Origin of the sequence: Lentzea albida (assembly GCF_900111005.1) — a bacterium.
Lineage (GTDB): Bacteria > Actinomycetota > Actinomycetes > Mycobacteriales > Pseudonocardiaceae > Lentzea > Lentzea albida.
Map to the genome: position 1 here is coordinate 26,015 of NZ_FOFV01000016.1, position 14,062 is coordinate 40,076.

The 14,062-nt window shown below is 70.0% G+C and carries 15 protein-coding genes; 5 read left to right on the top strand and 10 right to left on the bottom strand.

The window, feature by feature from the left end:
* The 9 genes from BMY74_RS32320 to BMY74_RS32360 are packed head-to-tail and all read right to left on the bottom strand — an operon-like array spanning nucleotide 1 to nucleotide 8,186.
* Nucleotides 1–696, bottom strand: a complete 696-nt coding sequence (locus BMY74_RS32320; RefSeq protein WP_089922304.1) for a sirohydrochlorin chelatase — start codon at nucleotides 694–696, stop codon at nucleotides 1–3.
* The gene (locus BMY74_RS32325) at nucleotides 693–1,565 is read right to left on the bottom strand and encodes an ABC transporter permease (protein ID WP_089922305.1); all 873 of its coding nucleotides are present in this window, start codon (nucleotides 1,563–1,565) and stop codon (nucleotides 693–695) included. Before BMY74_RS32325 ends, BMY74_RS32320 begins: the two co-directional genes overlap by 4 nt.
* Entirely contained in the window at nucleotides 1,549–2,325 is a 777-nt protein-coding gene (locus tag BMY74_RS32330; RefSeq protein WP_089922306.1) for an ABC transporter ATP-binding protein, read from the bottom strand. The genes BMY74_RS32325 and BMY74_RS32330 overlap by 17 nt, the downstream gene beginning before the upstream one ends.
* Before the next feature lie 27 nt (nucleotides 2,326–2,352).
* Nucleotides 2,353–3,402, bottom strand: a complete 1,050-nt coding sequence (locus BMY74_RS32335) for an ABC transporter substrate-binding protein (RefSeq protein ID WP_089922307.1) — start codon at nucleotides 3,400–3,402, stop codon at nucleotides 2,353–2,355.
* Between the two features lie 14 nt (nucleotides 3,403–3,416).
* Complete coding sequence (locus BMY74_RS32340) at nucleotides 3,417–4,760, bottom strand: sulfate adenylyltransferase subunit 1 (protein ID WP_089922308.1); 1,344 nt, start codon at nucleotides 4,758–4,760, stop codon at nucleotides 3,417–3,419.
* Complete coding sequence (gene cysD / locus BMY74_RS32345; protein ID WP_177230028.1) at nucleotides 4,761–5,663, bottom strand: sulfate adenylyltransferase subunit CysD; 903 nt, start codon at nucleotides 5,661–5,663, stop codon at nucleotides 4,761–4,763.
* A complete protein-coding gene (locus tag BMY74_RS32350) occupies nucleotides 5,660–6,355 on the bottom strand; it encodes a phosphoadenylyl-sulfate reductase (RefSeq protein WP_089922310.1) in 696 nt (231 codons plus the stop codon). The genes cysD and BMY74_RS32350 overlap by 4 nt, the downstream gene beginning before the upstream one ends.
* Nucleotides 6,352–6,510 carry a hypothetical protein gene (locus tag BMY74_RS32355; protein ID WP_030472080.1) on the bottom strand — a complete coding sequence of 53 codons (159 nt, stop codon included), beginning with the start codon at nucleotides 6,508–6,510 and terminating at the stop codon, nucleotides 6,352–6,354. The genes BMY74_RS32350 and BMY74_RS32355 overlap by 4 nt, the downstream gene beginning before the upstream one ends.
* Nucleotides 6,507–8,186: a nitrite/sulfite reductase gene (locus tag BMY74_RS32360; RefSeq protein WP_089922514.1), complete on the bottom strand. Its 1,680-nt coding sequence runs from the start codon at nucleotides 8,184–8,186 to the stop codon at nucleotides 6,507–6,509. The genes BMY74_RS32355 and BMY74_RS32360 overlap by 4 nt, the downstream gene beginning before the upstream one ends.
* A gap of 366 nt (nucleotides 8,187–8,552) precedes the next feature.
* On the opposite strand from BMY74_RS32360, the gene hemW reads away from it, so the two are divergent.
* Complete coding sequence (gene hemW, locus BMY74_RS32365; RefSeq protein ID WP_089922311.1) at nucleotides 8,553–9,761, top strand: radical SAM family heme chaperone HemW; 1,209 nt, start codon at nucleotides 8,553–8,555, stop codon at nucleotides 9,759–9,761.
* Nucleotide 9,762: 1 nt separating this feature from the next.
* On the opposite strand, the gene BMY74_RS32370 is transcribed toward hemW, so the two are convergent.
* Nucleotides 9,763–9,978 (bottom strand): hypothetical protein, encoded by a 216-nt coding sequence (locus tag BMY74_RS32370; RefSeq protein WP_089922312.1) that lies wholly within the window; start codon nucleotides 9,976–9,978, stop codon nucleotides 9,763–9,765.
* A gap of 125 nt (nucleotides 9,979–10,103) precedes the next feature.
* Between BMY74_RS32370 and hrcA the strand changes: the two genes are divergently transcribed.
* The 4 genes from hrcA (at nucleotide 10,104) to BMY74_RS32390 (ending at nucleotide 14,053) form a co-directional block, all read left to right on the top strand.
* The gene (hrcA, locus tag BMY74_RS32375; protein WP_089922313.1) at nucleotides 10,104–11,126 is read left to right on the top strand and encodes a heat-inducible transcriptional repressor HrcA; all 1,023 of its coding nucleotides are present in this window, start codon (nucleotides 10,104–10,106) and stop codon (nucleotides 11,124–11,126) included.
* Between the two features lie 43 nt (nucleotides 11,127–11,169).
* On the top strand, nucleotides 11,170–12,318 hold the full coding sequence (dnaJ, locus tag BMY74_RS32380) for a molecular chaperone DnaJ (RefSeq protein WP_089922515.1): 1,149 nt from the start codon (nucleotides 11,170–11,172) through the stop codon (nucleotides 12,316–12,318).
* The gene (locus tag BMY74_RS32385; RefSeq protein ID WP_089922314.1) at nucleotides 12,315–13,046 is read left to right on the top strand and encodes a 16S rRNA (uracil(1498)-N(3))-methyltransferase; all 732 of its coding nucleotides are present in this window, start codon (nucleotides 12,315–12,317) and stop codon (nucleotides 13,044–13,046) included. Before dnaJ ends, BMY74_RS32385 begins: the two co-directional genes overlap by 4 nt.
* 350 nt (nucleotides 13,047–13,396) lie before the next feature.
* On the top strand, nucleotides 13,397–14,053 hold the full coding sequence (locus tag BMY74_RS32390; RefSeq protein ID WP_089922315.1) for an alpha/beta fold hydrolase: 657 nt from the start codon (nucleotides 13,397–13,399) through the stop codon (nucleotides 14,051–14,053).
* Nucleotides 14,054–14,062 lie beyond the last annotated feature (9 nt).

Below are 14,062 nucleotides of genomic sequence, written 5' to 3' on the forward strand. Positions count from 1 at the left end.
CTAAGCGGCCACCGTCTGCCGTGCCAGCGCGGAGTCGTAGCGGTCCAGCACCAACTGCGCGACCTCCACGTCGTCCCCCAACGGCCGAGCCACCACGGCATCGCCCGCCAGCGAGACGACCTTGTCCGGCAACAACCCGGGCGCCAGGAACCACGACGCCACGGCGATCCGCGAGGCCCCCCGAGCCCGCAACCGCTCCACGGCCTCGGGCACGGTCGGCGAGGCGATCGACGCGAACGCCGGCTCCACCCCCGCCCACCCCGACTCACGAGCCCACCGCCGGGCCACCCGCGCCACGGCCTCGTTGGCGGGCGCGTGCGACGACCCGGCGCCGGCCAGCACGACGCCCAGAGACCGGTCGCCGAAGGAGGCCCCGGCCTCGGACAGCCGCCGCAACGCCGCCGACTCGAGCCGCGGGTCCGGCCCGAGCACGGGTGTCACCACAGCGGGCACCCGTGACTCGGCGACGGCGGCCGGGACGTCGACACGGGCGTGATAAGCCTTGCCCAGCAACAAAGGTACGACGACGGAAGGCTCGCGCAGCACGTCGTGCAAACGGGGTGCGCACAGGTCCAGGAAGCAGCCGCGCACGTCCAGTTCGGGCCGCAGCGAGCGCACCACGTCCAGCAGGGCGTGGATCGAGGCGGCCGAGCGGGGGTCGCGGCTGCCGTGGGCCACGGCGATCAGGGGGATCACAGCGCCCCCGTCAGGCCGCGGGCCCGCAGCACGGCGCGCTCCAGGGGGCGGAACAGCAGCAGTTCGATGCCGATGCCGACCAGGAGGATCAGGAAGATCGCGGCGATCACCATGTTGATGTCGTTCAGCGACGAGCCGTTGTGCAGGTACTGGCCGAGGCCGGTGCCGAGCTGCGGGGAGGTCGCGATGATCTCCGCCGCCATCAGCGAGCGCCACGAGAACGCCCAGCCCTGCTTCAGGCCGGCGAGGTAGCCGGGCAGCGCGGCCGGCAGCAGGATGTGGCGTGCCGAGGCGAAGCGGCCGGCGCCCAGGGCTCGGCCCACGCGGGGGAGCAGCGGCGGGATCTGGTCGATGCCGGCCACGAGGCCGTTCGCGATGGACGGGACGGAGCCCATCAGCACCACGAAGTAGATCGTGGACGGGGTGACGCCGAACCACAGGATCGCGGCCGGGACCCACGCCACGGAGGGCAGCGACTGCAGGCCGGTCAGCAGCGAGCCGATCGCCGCGCGCACCACGCGCACCTTGGCTATCAGCAGGCCCAGCGGTGTCGCGATGAGCACCGCCGCGAGGAAGCCGAGAACCGCGCGGTGCAGGGACGTCCACAGGATGCCGAACGCCTCGCCCGAGGAGACCGACCGGACGAGCTCGTTCCACACGTTGACCGGAGCCGGCAGCTGGAACTCGGGCAGTAGGGCCGAAGCCCACAACGCCTGCCACACGCCCAGGAGCAGCGCGAAGGCGATGAGCGGTGGCACGCCCGTCTTCAGGAAACGGCGCCAGAACGGCGGCTTGTGCGCCTCGGTGGGCACATCGAGCGCGTCGAGGCCGGCGCCGACCTTGTCGAGCGTGTCAGGAGGCGTGGCCACTGATGACCTCTCGAAGATGGGTGTTGATCTCGCCGAGGACCTCGTCCGAGGAGTCGCGCACGTCCCACTCGCGCACGACGCGGCCGGGACGGGAGGACAGCAGCACGACGCGCTGACCGAGGCGCACGGCCTCGCGCACGTCGTGCGTCACGAAGATGATCGCGGTGTTGGTGGTCTCCCACACGCGCAGCAGTTCGCTCTGCAGCACGTCCCGCGTGATGGCGTCGAGCGCCGCGAACGGCTCGTCCATCAGCAGCAGGGCCGGGGAACCGTCGGCGGACACGGTGGTGGACGCCAATGCGCGGGCCAGGGCCACGCGCTGGCGCATGCCACCGGAGAGCTCGTGCGGACGCTTGTCCGCGACGTCACCCAGCCGCACCAGTTCCAGCAGCTCCAGCGCGCGACGCTTGCGGGCCAGGCGGCCGACGCCGGCGAAGCGCAGCGCCAGTTCGACGTTGCGGGCCGCGGTGAGCCACGGCATCAGCGCGGGCTCCTGGAACATCACGGCCGGGCGCGACGTGTTGATCTGCAGGTCACCGGACGTCGCGCCGTCGAGGCCCGCGACGATGTTGAGCAGCGTGCTCTTGCCGCAGCCGGACGCGCCGAGAAGACACACGAACTCGCCGGGCTTGACCTTGAGGTCCACCCCGTCGAGCGCCACCACGGCCGAACTGCCGTGGCCGAAGACCTTGCGGACGCCGGACAGTTCGACGGCGGTGTCCGAAGTGGACAGAAGAGCGGTTTCGAGCGTGGCGGTCATGGTGTGCCTTCCCTCGCGTCAGAAGTGCTACTTCTCGTCCAGGCCCGCTGCTTGGACCTGCGGCTTGCCCTGCGCCTGCAGGACCTTGTTCAGCAGCGTGAAGTCGGCGTACCCGGCGACGTTCGCGGCCTCCTTGGCCACCCCGGCGGTCACGGCGTCCTTTGCGAGCTGCGGGAAGTGCCTGGCCTGCGCGTCGGTGGTGAGCTCGATGTTGTCCCACGCGGCGTCGAGGATCTTGTCGCCGAGCTTCTTGGACGTGAGCTTCTCCAGGTGCGCGTTGGCGGTCTTCTTCGCCTCGTCCTTGTTCGCCTTCGCCCAGTCGATCGCGGCCACGTGACCCTTCAGCACGGCCTCGACGGTCTCCGGGTGCTCCTGCAGGAACTTCGTCCGCACGATCACGACGGTGGTCGGGAACGCCCCGCCCTCCCACAGCGTCTTCTCGTCGAGCAGCACCTTGCCGCCACCCTCGTCGACGATGCGCGCCGCCCACGGCTGCGGCGCCCACGCGGCCTGGATGTCGCCCTTCTTGAACAGGTCGAGCGACGCGGCGTTCTCCACGTTCTGCACGGTGACCTGGCCGGTGAGGTTCTTCTCCGCCAGGTACTTCTTCAGCGACACGTCCTGCGTGTTCGCGAGCTGCGGAGTGGCGATGACCTTGCCCTTGAGGTCCTCGATCGAGTTGATCTCGGGCTTCACCACGAGCTGCGCACCGCCCGAGGTGGCGCCCGCGATGAGCTTCACGGCCTCGCCCTTGGACTTCGAGTAGGCGTTGATCGCCGGGCCGGAGCCGATGTAGGCGATGTCGAGGGACTCGCCCAGCAGCGCGTTCACCTCGTCCGGGCCCGCGTTGAACGTCTGCGTCGTCAGCTTGGTGGTGCCGAGTTCCTTCGCGTACAGACCCTTTTCGACGCCGATCAGCGCGGCGGCGTGGGTGATGTTCGGGAAGTACCCGAGGCGAACCTCGGTCGCGGCACCCTTGGACTGGGCCACTGGTGCTTCATCGGTGCCGCGGCGGCTGCAACCGGACAGTGCTGTCAGAGCGATCAACGCGATGGCGACTGCTGGCTTGAGGTTCACGGGGAGGAGGCCTTTCAGGGACCGGGGGAGACGAGGGCGTGGTCGTCAGGGGTAGCGGTGCTACCCCCGGTACAGCTCTCCACGCCGTTCTCGAGCAGCGGCAGCGGAGCCCCGACCAGCCCAGCCGCGAGCGTGGAACCGTCACTCGCGTCGATCACCAGAAACGACCCGGTGCGCCGGCTGAAGCTGTAGTCGTCCAGCGGTACGGGCTCTGCGAGACGCAGAGCAACTCGGCCGATCTCGTTGAGCTCCAGCGAGCTGGGACCGTCCACACTGGACAGCGTCTGCTCGTCGAAGCGGTCGCGCAGGTCGGTGACCATCGCCTGCACGGTGCGCGTTCCGTGCTTGACGAGGACTCGGGCACCGGCTCGCAGCGGCTTCTCCGCGAGCCAGCAGAGGGTGGCGTCCAGTTCGTCGGTGACCGTGGGCTCGTTGCCCGCCACCGAGATCAGGTCGCCGCGGGAGATGTCGATCTCGTCCGCCAGCAGCAGCGTGACGGACTGGCCGGCCGCCGCTTCGGCCAGTTCACCATCTGCCGTGTCGATCTTCGTCACCGTCGAGCGCCGCCCCGACGGCAGCACCACGACCTCGTCACCGGGCTTGACCGTGCCGGCCGCGATGAGACCGGCGTAGCCCCGGTAGTCGAGGTGCTCGGCCGTGCGCGGGCGGATCACGTACTGCACCGGGAAGCGGAACGGGGCGTCGTGCGGGTCGGGCTCGACCGGCACGTTCTCCAGGTGCTCCAGCAGGGTGGGGCCGGAGTACCAGGGCGTGTTCGCCGACTTCTCCACGACGTTGTCACCGGCCAGCGCCGACACCGGGATCTCGACGACCGAGTCCTCGGTGTAGCCCAGTGCGGTGGCGTGTGCGGTGAACTCCTTGGCGATGCGGGAGAACGTCACCTCGTCGTAGTCCACGAGGTCGATCTTGTTGACCGCCAGGACGAGCCGCGGCACGCCGAGCAGCGCGAGAACCGCCGCGTGGCGCCGGGTCTGCTCGATGACGCCCTTGCGCGCGTCGACCAGCAGGACCGCGAGCTGCGCGGTGGACGCGCCCGTGACGGTGTTGCGCGTGTACTGCACGTGGCCCGGGGTGTCGGCGAGCACGAACGACCGCTTCGGCGTCGCGAAGTACCGGTACGCCACGTCGATCGTGATGCCCTGCTCGCGTTCCGAACGCAGGCCGTCGACCAGCAACGACAGGTCCGGGGTCGCGAGGCCGCGGTCGGCGCTCGCGCGGTGCACGGCGTCGAGGGTGTCCGCGAGAACGGACTTGGTGTCGTAGAGCAACCTGCCGACGAGCGTGGACTTCCCATCGTCCACGCTGCCCGCGGTGGCCAGCCTCAACAGGTCGCTCATTTAGAAGTAGCCCTCCCGCTTGCGGTCTTCCATGGCGGCCTCGGACAGCCGGTCGTCGGCCCGCGTGGCGCCGCGCTCGGTCAGCCGGGACGCGGCGACCTCGGCGATCACCGCGTGGATGTCGGCGGCGTCGGACTCGACGGCGCCCGTGCAGGACCCGTCACCGACCGTGCGGTAGCGAACCACCTTGCGCTGCAACGTTTCGCCGTCGCGCGCCTTGCCCCACGGACCCTCCGCGAGCCACATGCCGTCGCGCAGGAACACCTCGCGCTCGTGCGAGTAGTAGATGTCCGGCAGCTCGATGCCCTCGCGCTCGATGTAGTTCCACACGTCGAGTTCGGTCCAGTTGGACAGCGGGAACACGCGGACGTGCTCACCGGCGCGGTGCCGGCCGTTGTAGAGGTTCCACAGCTCCGGGCGCTGGCGCTTCGGGTCCCACTGGCCGAACGCCGTGCGCAGGCTGAAGATCCGCTCCTTGGCGCGGGCGCGTTCCTCGTCCCGGCGGCCACCGCCGAAGACCGCGTCGAACTTGTGCTGCGTGATGGAGTCCAGCAGCGGCACGGTCTGCAACGGGTTGCGCGTGCCGTCCGGGCGCTCTTCGAGGCGGCCGTCGTCGATCCAGTCCTGGACCTTCGCGACCTCGAGGCGCAGCCCGTGCTGCGCGACGACGCGGTCGCGGAACTCGATGACCTCGTCGAAGTTGTGCCCGGTGTCGACGTGCAGCAACGGGAACGGCACCGGAGCCGGGTAGAACGCCTTGATCGCGAGGTGCAGCAGCAGCGTCGAGTCCTTGCCGCCGGAGAAGAGGATCACCGGCCGGTCGAACTCGCCCGCGACCTCGCGGAAGATGTGGATCGCCTCCGATTCGAGGCGTCCCAGGGTGTCGAGCGTGGCTGTGGTCATCCGTGCAACCCGCATTCCGTCTTCGACTGACCGGCCCAGCGACCGCTGCGCGCGTCCTGGCCCGGCAGTGGCTTCGAGGTGCAGGGCAGGCAGCCGATGGAGGGATAACCCTCCTGCACCAACAGGTTCTCGAGGATGCCCTTCTCGTGGATGTAGGCGTTGAACTCGTCGTCCGACCACGGCGCGATCGGGTTGATCTTCACCAGGCCGTTGCGGTCGTCCCACTGCACGATCGGCGTGTTCGCCCTGGTCGGGGCGTCCACGCGGCGCACACCGGTGACCCACGCGTCGTACTTCGCGAGCTCGCGGCGCAGCGGCACGACCTTGCGCAGGTTGCAGCACGTGGCCGGGTCCGACTGGTAGAGCAGGCCGAACTCGCGTTCCTGGTCCTCGACCGACTGCTCGGCCGCGGCGTTCACGATGCGCACCCCGGGGTAGACGACCCCGACGGCATCACGCACGCCGATCGTCTCCGGGAAGTGGTACCCCGTCTCCAGGAACAGCACGTCGAAGTCCGGCTTCACCTTCGCGGCGAGGTCGATCAGCACGGCGTCCTGCATGTTGGAGGCGACGATGTAGCTGTCGCCGAACGTCCGCGCGACCCACTCCAGCGCCTCGATCGCGCCGGCGTCCTTCAACTCCTGCTCGGCGGCCTCGGCGACGATCTTGAGGTCTTCCTTGAGATCGCTCACTTCTTCACCTCCTGCGGCAGGTTGAGCCCGACGAACGAGACCTTGAAGACGCGGCGGCACCCGGTGCACAGCCACGCGTAGCTCGGCTCCTCCTGCGGGCGGAGGTCCTCGTCGCCGCAGTAGGGGCAGTAGAACGGCGTCGCGCGTTCGCTCATCGCAGCGAGCCCTCCTCGGCGCGGGCGACCCACTGAGCGAACCGCTCGTCGGTCTCGCGCTGCGCCACGAAGTTCCGCACCACGCGCTCGACGTACTCGGGCAGTTCGGCCGCGGTGACCTTGTGGCCGCGCAGCTTCCGGCCGAAGCCCGCGTCGAGGCCGAGGCCGCCGCCGAGGTGGACCTGGAAGCCCTCGACCTGGTTGCCGCTCGCGTCCGTGACGATCTGGCCCTTGAGCCCGATGTCCGCGGTCTGGATGCGGGCGCAGGAGTTGGGGCAGCCGTTGATGTGCACGGTGATCGGCGCCGTGACGCCGTCGACGACGTCCTTGAGGTTGGCTTCGAGCTGCGTGACGAGGTCCTGTGCGCGGGCCTTGGTCTCGACGATCGCGAGCTTGCAGAACTCGATGCCGGTGCAGGCCATGATCCCGCGGCGCCACGGCGACGGGTCGACCTGCAGGCCCAGCTTCGCGAGGTCGCTCTTGAGGGTCGGGACCTCGGCCTCGGGCACGTCCAGCACGATGATCTTCTGCTGGGGCGTGAAGCGGACGCGGTTCGACCCGGCCCGTTCCGCGAACTTCGCGACCTCGACGAGGATCGAGCCCGACACGCGGCCCGCGATCGGCGCGGCGCCGACGTAGAACAGGCCGTCCTTCTGCCTGTTCACGCCGATGTGGTCGAGCGGCCGGTCGAGCTGCTCGGGCGCGGGGCCGTCGATCATCTTGCGCTTGAGGTACTCGTCCTCGACGACCTGGCGGAACTTCTCCGGGCCCCAGTCGGCGACGAGGAACTTGATGCGCGCGCGGTGGCGCAGGCGGCGGTAGCCGTAGTCGCGGAAGACGGAGATGACCGCCTCCCAGACGTCCGGGACCTCGTCGAGCGGCACCCAGGCGCCCAACCGCTTGCCCAGCATGGGGTTCGTGGACAGGCCGCCACCGACCCAGAGGTCGAAGCCCGGCCCGTGCTCGGGGTGGTTCACGCCGACGAACGCGATGTCGTGGATCTCGTGCGCGACGTCCTGCAGACCGGAGATGGCGGTCTTGAACTTGCGCGGCAGGTTGGAGAAGCGCGGGTCACCGATGTAGCGCTCGAGGATCGTGTCGATGGCCGGCTGACCGTTGATGACCTCGTCCTCGGAGATGCCCGCGACCGGCGAGCCGAGGATGACGCGCGGGCTGTCGCCGCACGCCTCCATCGTCGTGAGGCCGACGGCTTCGAGCTTCTGCCAGATCGTGGGGACGTCCTCGACGCGGATCCAGTGGTACTGGATGTTCTGCCGGTCGGTGATGTCCGCGGTGTCGCGCGCGTAGGTCTGCGAGATCTCGCCGAGGACCGTGAGCTGCTCCGTGGTGAGCGCGCCGCCGTCGCTGCGCACGCGCATCATGAAGAACTCGTCGTCCAGCTCCTCCGGCTCCAGCGTGGCCGTGCGGCCGCCGTCGATGCCGGGCTTGCGCTGCGTGTAGAGGCCGTACCAGCGGAAACGTCCGCGCAGGTCGGCCGGGTCGATCGAGTCGAAACCGCCGTGGGCGTAGATGTTCTCGATGCGGGCGCGGACGTTGAGCGGGTTGTCGTCCTTCTTGCTCCGCTCGTTGGGGTTCAGCGGCTCTCGGTACCCGAGTGCCCACTGCCCCTCGCCGCGACGCTGCTTGGCGCGCGGTGACGTCTGCGGCGTGGCCATCGCCATCCTCCGGGGTTTCGAGGCGCTCGGTGCGCGTGCGAGCCCGGAGGTGCTTGTGGTGGGGGCGTCGTCAGCGCGCCGGGCGCCGACGGGAACAAATCAGCGCGCGGTCATGCCGAACGACGGCACATCGCGCTGGAGACACGACGGAAGTCGACGTGGCGGCGGGCCACGAGGCGGACTCCAGTCGAATGCATGACCTCAGTGTGCCTGCCGTCCAGAGCGTGGTCCACCGCCAACCGAATGCTGAGATTGACGAGGAGGAGTTGACATCCTAGGCTGGTTTCACTCCGTAGTATTTCTGTCACCGACAGATACATCCGCTGGCTGTGCACCGCCGATCGGGCTGTAGTGGACACTGGTGACATGCCCTCCGCACTGCCCGAAGGCGAGCCCGCGCCCGCCGACGGTTCGCTTCCCGCGTCTTCCCTCGCCGGTGTCGGCTCCCGCCCGTTCGGCGTCTACGTGCACGTGCCGTTCTGCGCGACCCGCTGCGGCTACTGCGACTTCAACACCTACACGCCCGGCGAACTCGGCACCTCCGCCTCGCCCGAGTCGTGGCTGGAGGGCCTGCGCCGCGAACTGGACCTGGCCGCGTCCGTCCTCGGGACCGCACCGCCGGCCGAAACCGTGTTCGTGGGCGGCGGAACGCCCTCCCTGCTGGGCGCCTCGGGTCTGTCCGACGTGCTCGACGCCGTGCGCCGGTCGTTCGGCCTGGCCCCCGGCGCCGAGGTGACGACGGAGTCGAACCCGGAGTCGACGTCCCCGTCGTTCTTCGAGGGGATCCGTGCGGCGGGCTACACGCGCGTGTCGCTGGGCATGCAGTCGGCCGCGCGGCACGTGCTGGCCGTGCTGGACCGCAAGCACACGCCCGGCCGTCCGGGAGAAGCCGCCCGCGAGGCCCGTGCGGCCGGCTTCGACCACGTGAACCTGGACCTGATCTACGGCACGCCGGGGGAGCGCCCCTCCGACCTGGCCGCGTCCCTGGACGCGGTGCTGGACGCGGGCGTCGACCACGTGTCCGCCTACGCGCTGATCGTGGAGGACGGCACCGGCCTGGCCCGCCGCATCCGCCGCGGCGACCTGCCGATGCCCGACGACGACGTGCTCGCCTCGTCGTACGAGATGGTCGACTCGGTTTTGAGCGGTGCCGGCTTCTCCTGGTACGAGGTGTCGAACTGGGCGACCTCCGCCGAAGCGCAGTGCCGCCACAACGTCCTGTACTGGCAGGGCGCCGACTGGTGGGGCTTCGGCCCCGGCGCGCACAGCCACGTCGGGGGCGTGCGCTTCTGGAACGTGAAGCACCCGGCCCGCTACTCGTCCCTGCTCGCCTCCGGCCAGTCGCCCGCGGCCGGTCGTGAGGTGCTGACCGCGGAGGACCAGCGCGTCGAGCGGGTGCTGCTGGAACTCCGGCTCGCGTCGGGGTTGCCGATGGACGTGCTCGACCCCGCCGGCCGCGACGAGGCCAAGCAGGCGATCGCCGACGGGCTGCTGGAGCCGTACGACGACCGCTGCGTGCTGACCGACCGGGGCCGCCTGCTGGCCGACGCCGTCGTGCGGCGCCTGCTGCCCTGAGTCAGCGGGCGCGCAGGTCGTGCTGGCTGTGCACCTCGGTGACCTGCTCCCCGCGCTTGCGGTAGGTCGCGGTGCCCCACCACAACCCGTCCTGCCTGCGCGCCTCCTCCCAGACGACGGTGCCCTCCCACCACTCGTCCTCGCTGTGGACCAGACACGGTCTCCCCGGTGCGGGACCTTCCTCATCAGGTGGCCTGAGCCACACCACGTTGCCCACGTTTGGACCCTAGCGAGCGGCACCGACAAAAACAGGGCCCTGGTGGAGCACGACTTCAGAGGGGGCACGGTGTCCCCGAAGGTCTAGGTAAACTCGGGGAACGGGGACACGGGAGGTGAACAGCGGTGAACGCCGATGAGCGTCGGTTCGAGGTGCTGCGCGCCATCGTCGCCGACTACGTGTCCAACCAGGAGCCCGTCGGCTCGAAGGCCCTGGTCGAGCGGCACAACCTGGGCGTCTCGAGCGCGACCGTGCGCAACGACATGGCCGCGCTGGAGGACGACGGGTACATCGCCCAGCCGCACACCAGTGCCGGGCGCGTGCCCACGGACAAGGGCTACCGGCTCTTCGTGGACAAGCTGAGCGAGATCAAGCCGCTCTCGCAGGCCGAGAAGCGGGCGATCCGCAGCTTCCTCGACGGGGCGATCGACCTCGACGACGTCATGCGCCGCAGCGTGCGGTTGCTCGCGCAGCTCACGCGGCAGGTGGCGGTGATCCAGGTGCCGACGTTGTCGCGCGCCGCGGTGCGCCACCTGGAGGTGCTGCCGATCACGCCGTCCCGGCTCATGCTGGTGCTGATCACCGACACGGGCCGGGTGGACCAGCGGATCGTCGAGCTCGGGGACGTCATCAGCGAGGAGCACACGGCCCAGCTGCGCGGTGTGCTGAACCAGGCGATGGCGGGGCAGCGGCTGGCCGAGGCCAGTGCCAAGGTCGCCGAACTGCCCGACGAGGTTCCGTCGAACCTCCGCGACCCGATGCTGCGAGTCGCTACTGTGCTCATCGAGACGCTGGTGGAGCACCCCGAGGAACGGCTGGTGCTCGGCGGTACCGCGAACCTCACGCGCAACATCACCGACTTCCCGGGCTCGCTGCGGCAGGTGCTCGAGGCGTTGGAGGAGCAGGTCGTCGTGCTCAAGCTGCTGGCCGCCTCCCGCGACCCCGGTCGCGTGCTGGTGCGCATCGGCGAGGAGAACGAGGCCGCGGAGATGCGCAGCACGTCCGTGGTGTCCATCGGCTACGGCAGCCGGGACAACCCGCTCGGCGGCCTCGGCGTCGTCGGGCCCACGCGGATGGACTACCCGGGGACCATGGCGGCCGTGCGCGCGGTTGCCAACTACGTCGGTGAGATCCTGACCGGTCGTTGATCAGAAACTTCTTGCACTTGAGATGAACATGAAAGCGAACAAGGTGGCCAGGGATTACTACGGCATCCTCGGTGTCTCGCAGAACGCGACACAGGATGAGATCAAGCGCGCCTACCGCAAGCTCGCCAGGCAGCTGCACCCGGACGTCAATCCCAACGAGGAGGCCCGCTTCAAGGAGGTGACGGCCGCCTACGAGGTGTTGTCGAACCCCGAGAAGCGCCGCGTCGTCGACCTGGGTGGCGACCCGCTCGACTCGGGCGGCGGTGGCCGCGGTGGCGGTGACCCGTTCGCGGGCTTCGGCGGGCTCGGCGACATCATGGACGCCTTCTTCGGCGCCTCGTCCGGTGGTCGCGGGCCCCGCAGCCGCGTGCAGCCCGGTTCCGACGCGCTCATCCGGCTCGACATGACGCTGGAGGAGTGCGCCGCCGGTGCCACGCGCGAGCTGACCGTCGACACGGCGATCCTGTGCGACCGCTGCCACGGCGCGGGCACCCAGAACAACTCCAAGCCCGTCCAGTGCGACACCTGCCACGGCCGCGGCGAGGTCCAGTCCGTGCAGCGCTCGTTCCTCGGCCAGGTCGTGACGTCCCGCCCGTGCCCGGTGTGCCGCGGCTACGGCGAGGTCATCCCCGACCCGTGCCAGCAGTGCGCCGGTGACGGCCGCACGCGGTCGCGCCGCACGATCTCCGTCAACATCCCCGCCGGTGTCGCCGAGGGCATGCGCGTGCGCCTCGCGGGCCAGGGCGAGGTCGGCCCCGGCGGTGGCCCGGCCGGCGACCTCTACGTCGAGGTCGAGGAGCACCCGCACGAGATCTTCGAACGCGACGGCGCCGACCTGCACTGCATCGTGCAGATCCCGATGACGACGGCCGCCCTGGGCGCCACGCTGCCGCTCAAGACGCTGGACGGCGAGGAAGAGCTGCAGATCGACCCCGGCACGCAGCCCGGCACGCAGCTCGTCATGAGCGGTCGCGGCATGCCGAAGCTGCGGTCCACCGGCCGCGTCGACGGCCGCGGCGACCTGCACGTGCACCTCGAGGTCGTCGTGCCGACCAAGCTCGACGCCGCCCAGTCCGCGCTGCTGCGCGACCTGGCCGAGATGCGCGGCGAGAGCGAGCCGTCGTTGTCGCACAACGGCAAGGGCGGCGGGGGACTGTTCTCCCGTCTGCGTGCCTCGCGCGGCAACCGGTGACCCTGCCGGTCTTCCTCGTCGAGGCGCTGCCCTCGGGTGAGGAGTTCGTGCTCGACGGGCCGGAAGGCCGCCACGCCGCCACGGTCAAGCGCCTGCGCGTGGGCGAGGAACTCGTGCTGTCGGACGGTTCCGGTGCCCAGGTGCGGTGCTCCGTGGTGGCGGTCGAGCGCGACGCCCTGTCGTTGCGCGTCGTCGAGCGCTGGGTGGAGCCCGAACCGGCGCCGCGCGTGGTGCTCGCCCAGGCCCTGGTGAAGGGCGACCGGGGCGAGCTCGCCGTCGAACTGGCCACCGAGGCCGGAGTGGACGGTGTCGTGCCGTGGCGCGCCGCCCGGTGCATCACCAAGTGGGAGGACGGGCCGCGCGGCGCGAAAGCGTTGGGGCGCTGGCGTTCCACCGTCCGCGAGGCCGCCAAGCAGGCCCGTCGTTCCCGCGTGCCGCACGTCGACGAACCCGTGAGCACGACCCAGCTCTCCCATCGCGTGTCGTCGTCGGCGCTCACCCTCGTGTTGCACGAGAGCGCCACGGAACGGCTGGCCGACGTCCCGCTGCCGGAGTCCGGAGACGTGCTGCTCGTGGTCGGTCCCGAAGGCGGGATCACGCCCGAGGAGCTCGACACCTTGCGATCATCGGGTGCACGGATCGTCCGATTGGGCCCAACCGTTCTGCGTGCATCCACCGCCGCCGCGGTTGCTCTTGGTGCGCTCGGGGTGCTCACCACCCGGTGGTGACCCCGATCACTCGGAAGATGAACATCGAATGGATTGGCTTGACGGAAGTTGTAGCGAATCGCAGGCCGATGGGGTTACCCTGGTTTGCGGAGGGGCTGATTGGTCTATCCGGAAACGGAGTAGACGAATAGGCTCTTCCGACCAAAGGACTCGCCGGACACCTCCCCCCTCGGTCCGGCGTCGGCGCCTCGCGGCGAAGCGACCCCCAGGCTTCGGACCGCGAGGCGCCCCTTTTGGTTTCGAGGCCTGTTTCGCAGTTCTCGGCAGGCGGTCTGGCCTGGGACTTCGTCCTCTTCTGCCGAACCAGCGCGCTTACTGGCGAATTGTCGCCGATCACGTAAGTTCTGCGTGTGCAGCGAATTGCTTACGGTGACCATCCAAGCCAGTTCGGTGAGCTTTACCTTCCCGATGGCGTAGCGCAGGGTGCTGTTGTCGTCATTCACGGTGGTTTTTGGCACCAGCGCTACGGCTTGGAACTCGGACGGCCTCTCGCGGACGTCCTCGTCGCTGACGGATTCGCCGTCTGGAACATCGAGTACCGGCGGGTGGGCGGTGGCGGTGGCTGGCCGCAGACGGGCCAGGACGTGCTCGCCGCCCTCGACGCCGTCGACCTCGGACCCGTCGTCACGCTCGGGCACAGCGCCGGCGGGCACCTCGCGGTGTGGGCCGCCAAGCGCAGTGCCCGCGTGGCCGGAGCCGTCGCCCAGGCTGCGGTGCTGGACTTCACGAAGCACATCACGCCGCGGGCGTTGGAGCTGTGCAGCGAAGAGCAGTTCGCGGACGCGTCGCCCGCCGCGCTGGTGCCCATCGGGAAGCCGGTGATCTGCGTGCACGGCGACCGGGACGAGGACGTTCCCGTCGAGCAGTCGATCGGGTTCTGCGCGGCCGAGCCCCAGGCGGAGCTCGTGGTCGTGGAGGGAGCCGGGCACATGGACGTGATCACGCCGGGCACCGAGGCCTGGGAGCGGTGCCAGACGGCTGTCCGCACCCTTGCGCGCGGCTGCTAGAAAGGGCCG